Source organism: Occallatibacter sp., assembly GCF_049510455.1.
In the GTDB taxonomy this organism is placed as follows: domain Bacteria; phylum Acidobacteriota; class Terriglobia; order Terriglobales; family Acidobacteriaceae; genus Telmatobacter.
On record NZ_JBEKYX010000054.1, the window covers coordinates 66,262 to 77,668 of the forward strand.

General features: G+C 57.6%; 9 protein-coding genes. 8 read left to right on the forward strand and 1 reads right to left on the reverse strand.

Translation table 11 applies throughout. The features are described from left to right. Nucleotide 1: 1 nt before the first annotated feature. The gene (gene accB, locus ABSG47_RS11665; protein WP_424169860.1) at nucleotides 2-487 is read left to right on the forward strand and encodes an acetyl-CoA carboxylase biotin carboxyl carrier protein; all 486 of its coding nucleotides are present in this window, start codon (nucleotides 2-4) and stop codon (nucleotides 485-487) included. Nucleotides 488-514: 27 nt separating this feature from the next. Next, a complete protein-coding gene (gene accC, locus ABSG47_RS11670) occupies nucleotides 515-1,870 on the forward strand; it encodes an acetyl-CoA carboxylase biotin carboxylase subunit (RefSeq protein ID WP_424169861.1) in 1,356 nt (451 codons plus the stop codon). 20 nt (nucleotides 1,871-1,890) lie between these two features. Here accC and ABSG47_RS11675 read toward each other — a convergent pair whose 3' ends face one another. Then, on the reverse strand, nucleotides 1,891-2,661 hold the full coding sequence (locus ABSG47_RS11675) for a hypothetical protein (RefSeq protein WP_424169862.1): 771 nt from the start codon (nucleotides 2,659-2,661) through the stop codon (nucleotides 1,891-1,893). An 82-nt stretch (nucleotides 2,662-2,743) separates the two neighbouring features. Between ABSG47_RS11675 and ABSG47_RS11680 the strand changes: the two genes are divergently transcribed. The 6 genes from ABSG47_RS11680 (at nucleotide 2,744) to ABSG47_RS11705 (ending at nucleotide 11,183) form a co-directional block, all read left to right on the forward strand. After that, nucleotides 2,744-4,246, forward strand: coding sequence for a multicopper oxidase family protein (locus ABSG47_RS11680; RefSeq protein ID WP_424169863.1), 1,503 nt, complete (start codon nucleotides 2,744-2,746; stop codon nucleotides 4,244-4,246). A gap of 19 nt (nucleotides 4,247-4,265) precedes the next feature. Further along, a complete protein-coding gene (locus ABSG47_RS11685; protein WP_424169864.1) occupies nucleotides 4,266-6,617 on the forward strand; it encodes a c-type cytochrome in 2,352 nt (783 codons plus the stop codon). Between the two features lie 102 nt (nucleotides 6,618-6,719). After that, nucleotides 6,720-7,217, forward strand: a complete 498-nt coding sequence (locus tag ABSG47_RS11690) for a DinB family protein (RefSeq protein ID WP_424169865.1) — start codon at nucleotides 6,720-6,722, stop codon at nucleotides 7,215-7,217. 62 nt (nucleotides 7,218-7,279) lie between these two features. After that, the gene (locus tag ABSG47_RS11695) at nucleotides 7,280-7,915 is read left to right on the forward strand and encodes a thiamine phosphate synthase (protein WP_424169866.1); all 636 of its coding nucleotides are present in this window, start codon (nucleotides 7,280-7,282) and stop codon (nucleotides 7,913-7,915) included. A gap of 115 nt (nucleotides 7,916-8,030) precedes the next feature. Continuing rightward, nucleotides 8,031-9,623, forward strand: a complete 1,593-nt coding sequence (locus tag ABSG47_RS11700; protein ID WP_424169867.1) for an APC family permease — start codon at nucleotides 8,031-8,033, stop codon at nucleotides 9,621-9,623. 27 nt (nucleotides 9,624-9,650) lie between these two features. After that, nucleotides 9,651-11,183: an amino acid permease gene (locus ABSG47_RS11705; protein ID WP_424169868.1), complete on the forward strand. Its 1,533-nt coding sequence runs from the start codon at nucleotides 9,651-9,653 to the stop codon at nucleotides 11,181-11,183. Nucleotides 11,184-11,407: the final 224 nt, after the last annotated feature.

The following is an 11,407-nucleotide window of genomic DNA, read 5'->3' on the forward strand; positions in this document are numbered from 1 at the left end:
AATGAAACAAGAAGATATTCAGGATCTGCAGCAACTGATCGAGTTCCTCAAGGAACATGGTGTCGCCGAGTTTGAGCTTGAGCGCGAAGATGTGAAGGTCCGGCTCAAGTTTGCGCAGCCCGTGGCTCCGGTGGTTGCATTTACTCCATCGGTCGCGCCCGTGGCTGCGTTTCCTCCTGTGTCTGCTGCCGCTTCAGTAACGTCCCCATCGCCAGCAGCGGTTCCTGCCCCCATTGCAGAAGAAAACCTGCATATCATCAAGTCGCCGATTGTGGGAACCTTTTACGGTTCGCCTTCGCCTGGAGCGGGGATGTTTGTTTCACCCGGAGAGCGCGTGGAAAAGGGGCAGGTGGTCTGCATTGTGGAGGCCATGAAGCTCATGAACGAGATCGAGTCCGACGCTGCCGGAGAGATCGTCAAGATGCTGGTAACCAATGGCCAGGCGGTAGAGTACGGCCAGCCGTTATTTTCGGTTCGCACGGCGTAAGCGCGCCCTTTGTTCTAAAGGATAAGAATGTTTCGCAAGGTTCTGGTTGCCAATCGCGGTGAAATTGCGCTACGCGTCATCAATGCCTGCAAGGAACTCGGCGTCCGCACGGTTGCGATCTACAGTGAAGCGGACCGCAACTCGCTTCACGTGCGTTTTGCCGATGAGGCCATCTGCATTGGCCCGCCGCGCCCAGCGGATAGCTATCTCAATGTGCCCGCGGTGATCTCCGCCGCAGAGATCGCCAATGTGGATGCGATCCATCCGGGCTATGGCCTGCTGAGCGAGAACGCGAACTTTGCCGAAGTCTGCCGCGCATCGAATATCAAGTTCATCGGACCGCCGCCTGAAGTAACGCGGCTGATGGGCGAGAAGGAAAAAGCCCGCCAGGCGATGAAGAAGGCCAAGGTGCCGATTCTGCCGGGCTCTGATGGCGTGGTGGATTCACAAGAAGACGCGCTCGAATGGGCTGCGAAGGTCGGCTTTCCTGTGATTCTCAAGGCCAAGGCCGGCGGCGGCGGGCGCGGCATGAGAATTGTTCGCACTGCCGAAGAGCTGCCGAATCTTTATCACGCCGCATCGACCGAAGCAGCAAATGCCTTCGGCAACGGCGAGCTGTACATGGAGAAGTTCATCGAGCGGCCGCGGCACATTGAGTTCCAGGTGCTGGCCGATGAGCACGGCGACGTCAGAACTCTCTTTGAGCGCGAGTGCTCCATTCAGCGGCGGCATCAGAAGCTGATTGAGGAAGCGCCGTCGCTGCAGGTGACGCCGAAGATTCGCGCGGAGATCGATGCAACTCTTCGCCGCTGCCTCACGGAGATCGGCTATCAGAACGCCGGCACGGTTGAATTCCTCATGGATGAGGACGGACAGATTTACTTCATTGAGATGAACACGCGCATCCAGGTGGAGCATCCTGTGACGGAGTTCATCACGGGCATCGATCTGGTGAAGGCGCAGTTGCGAATTGCTTCCGGTGAGAAGCTGAGCGATATTTTGCCGGCCAAACTGGAGATTCGTGGACACGCGATCGAGTGCCGCATCAATGCCGAAAACCCGGTGAAGTTTACGCCTTCCGCGGGGCGCATTACGGCATTTAATGTTCCCGGCGGCAATGGCGTACGAGTGGACACCGCGCAATATGCTGAAGGCGTAGTGCCGCCGTATTACGACTCTCTCATTGCCAAGCTGATTGTTCACGGCGACACCCGCGAGGAAGCCATGAACCGCATGCAGCGCGCGCTGAGCCAGTTTGTGGTGCAGGGAATCGAGACCTCGATTCCGCTGCATCAGGCAATCTTCGAGGATGAGGACTTCCGCAAAGGCGAGTTCGACACCAAGTTCATGGAGCGGTTTCTGGCCGCTCGGCAAAGCCAGTAGTTCCACACATACCAGGTGAATCAATCGCCCGTTTGTCTGATCGTGAGATCTGAGAAATGGGCAATTGTTCCTGGGCCAACCCACAACGCTACGGAGCCAGCCGCTACAGGTTGTTTCAGATCGTGAACAATCAGCGCTGGCTGATCTGCATCATGGACGTAGAGCTTCGCGGTGCTTCCATTAAATTCAATTCGTAACTTCGTCCATTCTCCCGGCATAAGATCTACGTACGTCTCATACTGACCGGGATGCTCGCTGCGCAGTTTGTCCCATTGATATCCGGGAACCGAAATGTACTGTGCCGAATGATTTCGTTGAAGCTGATCTTCCGAGCGTCCATTCTTCGGCCGCAGATAAAAACACTCATAACGTGAGGCATCGCTGCTTACACGGAACGCAATCCCCACAAAGCCGCGCAGATTCGCAGGTGCATCGGGGACTGTATCCCCGCTCAGGCTTACTTCAATCGAGCCATTTTTCAAGAGAGTGCCTTTCACGATCGCAATGCTGTTTGTATCGTCTCCGGATGCGGGAGCGCCGTCCACGATTTTGATTGCCTTCTTGTCGCGATATGTGACAACCTCCGCCTTTACATTGTGAATCTCAAGTGCGTCAACCCGGTCGAGAGCAAACTTCGCCGGAGATGTGTTTTGTGCCGCTGTTTTCAAATGGAATGTGAATGCTGCAACTGCCACTAAAATCCACGCAACGGTTAATCGACGGACCATGAACATATCTCCTATACCCGGATTTTCATATCCGGGATAGTAATCTTTAAGGATTTCGAGCAATCGCTGTGCCAATCGAACGACGGAGCAACTCCAGGTTTTCAATACGTTTAACTCCTGCAGTACGTTGAGGCTCTGTGCGGAAATGATGGAACCTGTACGCAGGCGAACAGTTCAGGCCGATGCGATTATAGTTGCTTTCACTCCAACGCATCGCCGTGTAACAATCGCATCGACTCAAATCGAACTCATGTTTACACGGCGTAAATTTCTCCAGACAGCAGCATGTTCTATTGCAGCCACGGCCTTACCTTTGCGCGCCGCTCCCAAAGCCGCAATCGGCAAAGCTGGCTACTCGCTTCGCATTGAGCCCTGCACGCTGGAGATTGCTCCCGGCGTGACGGTGAAAACCACGACATACAACGGCCAGGTCCCCGGGCCGATTCTGAGGCTGCGTGAGGGCGTTCCCGTCACGATCGATGTGGCAAATGCGAGCGTAAACCAGGATATCGTCCATTGGCACGGGCTCGCGATTGATTCGCTCAATGATGGCGCGATGGAAGAAGGCTCGCCGATGATTGCGCCGGGCGGGCAGCAGCGTTACGCGTTTACGCCAAAGCCTGCCGGGACGCGCTGGTATCACACACATGCCAGCGCTGGCAGCGATCTGAGCCAGGCAACATACAGCGGACAATTCGGCTTTCTCATGGTGGAAGGCCGGAACGGATTTCAAGCCGAAGGAAAATTCGATCAGGAGATATTTCTGGCGATTCATCACTGGGAGCCGCGCTTTGTTCCCATGGTGGAGACGATGCGGCAGGTGAGCGCGAACGCTCCACTGACCGCAGGTTCAGATGTGGGCTACCAGCATGCCACGATCAACGCGCATAAACTCGGCGCTGGTGAGCCGCTTCGCGTGAAGCAAGGCCAGCGCGTGCTGATGCACATTCTGAACGCAAGCGCGACAGAGAACGTGGAGCTTGCATTGCCGGGACACACTTTCAAAGTGCTGGCGATGGACGGAAATCCCGTTCCGCGCCCTCAATCCGTGGAGCGTTTGAGCGTAGCTGTTGCGGAGCGCGTGGATGCAATCGTGGAGATGAACTCACCCGGCGTGTGGGTGCTTGGTTCCACGCTTGCGGACTCGCGACAGATGGGCCTTGGCGTAGTGGTGGAATACGCCGGCAGCAAAGGCGCGCCCGTATGGCGCGATCCCGCGCCGGCGCAGTGGGATTACGCACAGTTTGCGAACACGACTCCGGCCACAGCGCCGGATGAGACGATTACGCTGACCTTCCGCGACATTGGCCCAATAAAGGGAAGCCAGTTCGACTATTGGACGATCAACAATCAGTCGTGGCCAAAGATCGATCCGATTGAAGTCCGAGCAGGCAAGCGATACAGGCTGCTGCTGCGCAACGGCAGCGGTGATCAGCATCCGATCCATCTGCACCGACACACCTTTGAGGTCGCGCAAATTGGCAAACAGAAGATGAGCGGCCTTCGCAAGGACACCATCAACGTGATGCCGCTCGACACGGTCGCTATCGATTTTGTCGCGGACAACCCCGGCGATACACTATGGCACTGCCATCAGCAATTGCACATGGACCTGGGCTTCATGCAGTTGATCAAATATGTGGGATGAGCGGCAAATCAAACAGAATATGATGCGTTCGATTACGACAACCTTCTTGCTAGCAGCGCTCGCAACGCGAATCTGCGCGGCGCAGAAGGACGTTCCGTGGTCCTCGTACAACGGCGGACGCGATGGCGATCACTACTCGAAGCTGACGCAGATCAATCGCGCAAATGTAAATCGGCTTCAAGTTGCGTGGACCTTCGACACGGGCGAGCAGGGTGGGATGCAGGACAACCCGCTGATCATCGGTCGCACGCTCTACGCCTACACGCCTACAGAGAAGATTGTTGCGCTGGATGCGGCCACAGGCAAGCTGAAGTGGAAGTTTGATTCCGGCGTAGTAGGTACGCAGCCTGCGCGCGGCATGTCTTACTGGACGGACGGCAAGGAGAACCGCCTTCTTGTCGGCATCATGAACTTTCTTTACTGCCTCGATCCGGCAACAGGAAAGCCGATAGCGAGCTTCGGCGAGCAAGGCCGCATTGACTTACGCAAAGGCCTGCGCGAGCCGTGGGAGCAGCAGTCGATTGTGCTCACCACGCCGGGAATGCTGTGGAAGGACATGATCATTGTCGGCGGACGCAATCCGGAGGCGCATCCCGCGCCGCCCGGCGATGTGCGCGCCTTCGATGTGCATACCGGCGCGCTGCGCTGGGTCTTTCATACCATTCCGCATCCCGGCGAACAGGGCTATGAAACCTGGCCCGCGGATGCGTGGAAGACAGCAGGCGCGGCAAACAACTGGGCCGGCATGGCGCTCGATGAGGAGCGTGGAATTCTGTACGTCCCAACCGGCTCAGCAGTGATGGACTTCTACGGCGGCGACCGGATTGGCGACGACCTCTACGCCAACACGCTGTTGGCTCTGGACGCGAACACGGGCAAGCGTATCTGGCACTTTCAGGGAGTGCATCACGATATGTGGGATCGCGACTTTCCGTCGCCGCCTGCGCTCTTCACCGTCTTGCGCGATGGCAAAACCATTCCAGCCATGGCGCAGACCACCAAGCAGGGCTGGCTATATTTCTTCAATCGGCTCACCGGCGAGCTGCTTTTTCCGATCCACGAACGCGAGTATCCTGCGAGCAATGTTCCCGGCGAGCAGGCATCGAAGACGCAGCCTTTGCCGGACTGGCCGGAACCTTTCGCGCGCCAGCGGCTTACGGAAGCCGATCTGACCACGCGCACCCCCGCCGCACATGACTGGGCCGTGAAGACCTTCCGCGAATTCAAGAGCGACGGCCAGTTCATTCCGTTTTCTGTGGACAAGCAGACGGTGATCTTCCCTGGCTTCGATGGCGGCGCGGAGTGGGGCGGCCCGGCAATCGATCCCGTGCGCAGGATTCTTTACGTCAACGCCAACGAGATGGTGTGGACAGGCGGTCTGGCGGCTGCAGGACGCGCAAGCAGCCCCGGCGAGGGCATCTATCGCTCGCAATGCGCCATCTGTCATGGCCTCGATCGCACGGGTTCGCCGCCGGCTTTTCCCGCGCTGGTGGATGCCATGCCGCGCCTCGGCGAAGATAAGGTCCGTCAGACGATTCGGCAGGGAACCGGACGAATGCCGTCCTTCCCAAATCTTGATGGCAGTGGATTGACGGATTTGATCGCCTTTCTCCGCACCAAGCCTTCAACAGCGGACAAGAAGGAGATGGCAGTAGCCCTGGGCGCGGAAACACCTGCAGATGCTGCCGGCCTGGCTGTTTATCAGGAACGCTGCGCCATCTGTCACGGAGAAAAACGCGAAGGAATTCCACCTTCATTTCCTATGCTGATCGGTCTCGGCAGCCGCCTGTCCAACGCACAGACAACGGATCTGATCCACAAAGGCAAAGGCCGCATGCCGCCCATGCCGATGGAAGGCGCGGAACTGCAAGCCCTGCTGCGGTATTTAGGCGTAAGCAGCAACGATGAGAATGAGAAAAAGAAAGCTCCGCATGATTATGTCTTTACCGGCTATCGCAAATTTCTCGATCCCGACGGCTATCCGGCCTTCACACCGCCGTGGGGAACGCTCAATGCGATTGATCTCACTACCGGCAGGTATCTGTGGAAGGTCAATCTCGGCGAGTATCCCGCGCTGGCAAAGCAGGGACTGACCAATACAGGTTCAGAGAACTACGGCGGACCGGTTGTGACCGCAGGCGGCGTTCTTTTCATCAGCGCCACAGTCTACGACCACACAATCCGCGCCTTTGATACAGCCACAGGCAAGCTGCTATGGCGCGCCGATCTTCCTTTTTCGGGAGTGGCGACTCCAGCAACCTACATGGTCGATGGCCGCCAATACGTTGTGATCGCCACCAGCAACGCCCGCACGCCGAATGAGCCTCAAGGCGGAATTTATGTTGCCTTTGCATTGCCCCGGCACAAATAAGTTCGCACAGCATCAGAAATTCGCAAAGATTTTACGCTTTCTCTTCGCCTGAAGTAGACCAGTCGCGATATGCTGATTGCCGCGCCGCAAGGAGGCTGCCGAATGGATATTCAAAAAGAGCTGATCGCCGAGTTCAATACGGAAGTGGAGAACGCTCGCAAGATTCTGAACGCCATCCCCGATACCGCCGATTTCACATGGAAGCCGCATGAAAAGTCGATGACACTGGGCCGTCTGGCCGGCCATGTCGCCGAGCTCACGGGAGACTGGCCGCTGATGACGCTTGAGAAGGATCGCCTCGACTGGAATCCCGAACAGCGGCCCAAAGTTCCTGAGAACAAGGCAGAGGTTCTCAAGACATTTGAGGCCGGCTTGCCCAAGTCCAAGGCTGCGATCGAAGGCTTTGATCCTGTGAACTGGGACCGCAATTGGATCTTTGCTGCGGGAGGGCAGGTCTTTATCGATCAGCCGAAGTATCAGGTGTGGAGATCCTTTGTGATGAACCATCTGGTGCATCACCGCGCGCAACTCGGCGTCTATATCCGCATCCTCGGCGGTAAGCTGCCCGGTTGCTACGGCCCATCCGGCGACGAGATGTAAGAGCAAGGAAGTCGATTTCACGGCGAGGGACGAAAAGTATTCCGGAACACTAAGCTGGATGCATGGCCTTTTCGTTCCCTCGCGTTTATCCGATTCTCGATTCCTCCGTCATCCCGCAAACAGGCCGTGCCGAGTTTCTCGAATCGCTGGGCCGATCCCTGGCAGACGCCGGAGTTGAGCTGCTCGAATATCGCAACAAAACGGGCACAGATGCGGAACTTGCTTCAGACGCCGAAATCCTTCGTCGAACACTGCCTGCAACAAAGCTCATCCTGGACGACCGCGCCGATCTTGTCGTTCAGATTGGCTTTGACGGCGTTCACGTCGATGCGGGCGATGTCTCCGTCTCAGAGGCCCGCCGGGTTCTCGGTCCGGATCGGATCATCGGCACATTCGCAGGCAGCGATTCGCTGATCCCCGGCATTCTTTCTCAGCCCGCAAATTACTTTGCCATCGGTCCTGTCTTCATGACCACCACCAAGCAAACGGATAAGCCCCCCATTGGCCTGGAAGGCATTCGGAATCTCCGCAAAGAAGCCGGACCGGAGGTTGTGCTGAGCGCCGCAGCAGGAATCACGCTGGAAACAGCGCCGCAGGTGATCGACGCCGGCGCCACCGTGGTTGCCGTCGCAGCCGCAATCTTTCGCGCTCCCGATCCGGCGGCAGAGTTCCGCCGCTGGCGAAAAATCATCACATAAACCCGCACCAGATACGGGCGAATCCGCATACAGGAATTTGCTTATGCCGCATTCACACCATGCCGGATACAATCTGGGAGACAAAGCTACGTAAAATCGGGTAAAACTCTTCCCAGTGACCACTCCGAATCCGGGCCCAACCCACGCGCAATCCTCAGAAGCGGCTCTGCCACAAGAGCCGTCCAACAAGCTCGTGCAGAGCCTTGGCCTGTTCAGCTCCACCGCCATCGTCATTGGCTCCATGATCGGCTCAGGCATCTTCCTGGTCGATGCGGAGATTGCCCGCGTCACAGACTCACCCGCGCTCTACCTCGGCGCATGGGTTGTGACCGCATTGATGACAACCATCGCCGCGCTCAGCTACGGCGAGCTTGCCGCCATGATGCCCCGCGCCGGCGGCCAGTACGTCTATCTGCGCGAGTCGCTCGGCCCGGTCTGGGGATTTCTCTACGGCTGGACGTTGTTCCTCGTCATCCAGACCGGAACCATCGCCGCCGTCTGCGTCGCCTTCGGCAAATTTCTGGGCGTCTTCTTTCCATCCGTCTCCACAACGCACTGGCTCTGGAAGATCGCCCACGTTCCGTCCATTCCCGTAGGGCCCATGGTCCTCGGCAACATGGACATCGGCGTCAATACCGCAAATCTGGCCGGCATTGTCGTTGTCTTTCTGCTCGCCTTCATCAACCTCTTCGGAATTCGCCTCGGCTCCATCGTTCAAAACATCTTCACCACGGCCAAATCGCTTTCACTCGCCGCGTTGATCTTGCTGGCTTTTACTGTCGGCATCAGCGCCACGGCGATTGCGTCGAACTTCGGTCCCGGCTGGCATAACTTCTGGCAAAATGCAGGCTGGCACGATCTGCATCCGGTACAGGTAGGCGTGGGCGGACCAACCGCGATGGTGAATCTCTTCATCGTCCTCGCCGTGGTGCAGGTGGGTTCACTCTTCTCAGCCGACGCCTGGAACAACATCACATTCACCGCGGGCGAAGTCAAGAACCCCAAGCGCAACATCCCGCTCTCGCTCATTCTGGGAACGGGCTTTGTGGTTACCGTTTACTTTCTTGCGTCTCTCGCATATCTCGTAGTGCTGCCCATGCATGGCGATCCCGCGGGCACATCGGTTCTCGCGCGCGGCATCCAGCATGCAACGGAGGACCGCGTAGGCACGGCGGCGCTGGAGCAGATCTTCCACACCGGCGGCGCAGCGCTTATGGCCGCGGCCGTGCTCATCTCCACCTTTGGCTGTGCCAATGGCCTCACAATGGCCGGCGCGCGCGTGTACTACGCCATGAGCAAAGATGGCCTCTTCTTTAAGTCCGTCGGCAAGCTGCATCCCAAGTGGCGCACGCCGGTCGCGGCCATTGTGGTGCAGGCTATCTGGTCGGCAGCGCTCTGCATCTCAGGCTCCTACGGCCAGTTGCTCGACTACATCATCTTCGCCGAGCTGGTCTTCTACATTCTCACCATCGCGGGCATCTTTGTACTTCGCGCCAAACGGCCCAACGCCGAGCGGCCATACAAAGCGCTGGGCTATCCAATCCTGCCCGCCGTCTACATATTGATGGCTGCATGGGTCTGTATCGTATTATTGCGGTTTAAGCCGCAATATACATGGCCCGGCCTGGTGATCGTCCTGCTTGGTATACCGGTTTATTTCATCTGGTCGCGGAACTCCGTTGACCGGCAAGTTTCAAATCCCGACTAACTCATCCGGAGAGGAACACCCTCATCTATGTCTAGGCTGCTTCGCATAAAACCCTTGTCGATGCTTACGCAGGAAGCCGGCGAAAAGGGCGAACACACGCTCAAGCGCTCGCTTGGAGCGCTGAACCTCATCACACTCGGCATCGGCGCCGTCATCGGCGCCGGCATCTTCACGCTTACCGGGCAGGCTGCCGCGCTGCACGCTGGGCCGGCTGTGGCGCTGAGTTTTGTGCTCGCGGGATTAACCTGCGCGTTTGCCGGATTGTGCTATGCGGAGTTCGCCTCCATCATCCCGATCGCCGGCTCAGCCTACACCTACGGCTATGCCACGCTGGGTGAGTTAGTGGCATGGATCATCGGCTGGGACCTGACGCTGGAATACGCCTTTGGCGCGTCTACCGTGGCATCCGGCTGGGCGGGATACTTCAACAGCCTGATGCAGCAGTTCGGAATTGTCATTCCGCCGGCACTGACTACGACCACAGGCAATGTGCTTGTGAAGTACAACGGGTTTTGGATTGACAGGATGTCACTTCCGGCGGGCATTACGGACGCAGGCCTGCCGCATGTGACGGGACTCTTCAATCTGGTCGCGGTCTGCATTGTGCTGGTGGTGACGACAATCCTCGTCATCGGCATCAAAGAGTCGGCCAACTTCAACTCAGCCATCGTCATTATAAAGCTGGCGATTGTAGGCATCTTCATCGTGGTTGGCGGCCTGTTCCTGTTTCACCATCCGCAGGTGGCCCATGCCAACTGGCATCCTTTCATTCCGCCGCCCGATGGGCACGGAAACTTCGGTTGGGGCGGAATACCCGTCGCAGCCGCATCCATCTTTTTCGCGTATATCGGCTTCGATGCCGTTTCCACCGCCGCGCAGGAGGCCAAGAATCCGCAGCGCGATATGCCCATCGGCATCCTCGGTTCGCTGGTGGTATGCACCATTCTCTACATCCTGGTTTCACTGGTGATGACCGGCCTGGTCAGCTACAAGACGCTGAATGTTTCCGCTCCAGTGGCTCTGGCCATTGACGCAACCGGTGTGGGTTGGGGCTCTGTGCTGGTAAAGATAGGCGCAGTCTTCGGCCTGGCGACAGTGATGCTGGTAATGCTTCTTGGCCAGACACGCGTCTTCTATTCCATGTCGCGCGACGGACTGCTTCCCAAGGCGTTTTCAGCGATTCATCCCAAGTTCCGTACCCCGTGGATCACGACGATTATCTTCGGCTCATTCGCGGCCATCATGCCGGCATTTTTGCCTATCGGCAAGCTTGCCGAACTGGTGAATATCGGCACACTGCTGGCCTTTACCATCGTCTCTGCCGGTGTATGGATTCTGCGCGTGCGGCATCCCAACATGGAGCGGCCTTTCAAGACGCCGTTCGTGCCCCTGGTGCCGCTCCTGGGTATCGTGTCGGCGCTTTACCTCATGTCCCGGCTCGATGCGATCACCTGGGAGGTGATGCTCGTCTGGCTTGTGATCGGCCTGGTGATTTACTTCACCTATTCGATCAAGCACAGCAAGGTGCAGGCACTGCCCACCGCTCAGGAAGGCGATTAGTCAATACTGCAATACAAACAACAACGGCCTCCCGCGTGGGAGGCCGTTGTTGTTTGGCTAGAGAATTTTTAATTTAGTCATATACATTGTATGCGATACTTCTCATGTATTTTTGAAGGGGTATGGATGCCAGCCTATTCGCAGGATTTGCGGGATCGTGTGTTGGGTGCGTTGGATCGGGGGGATCGTCCCACGGAGATTGCGCGGCGGTTCGAGGTGAGCCG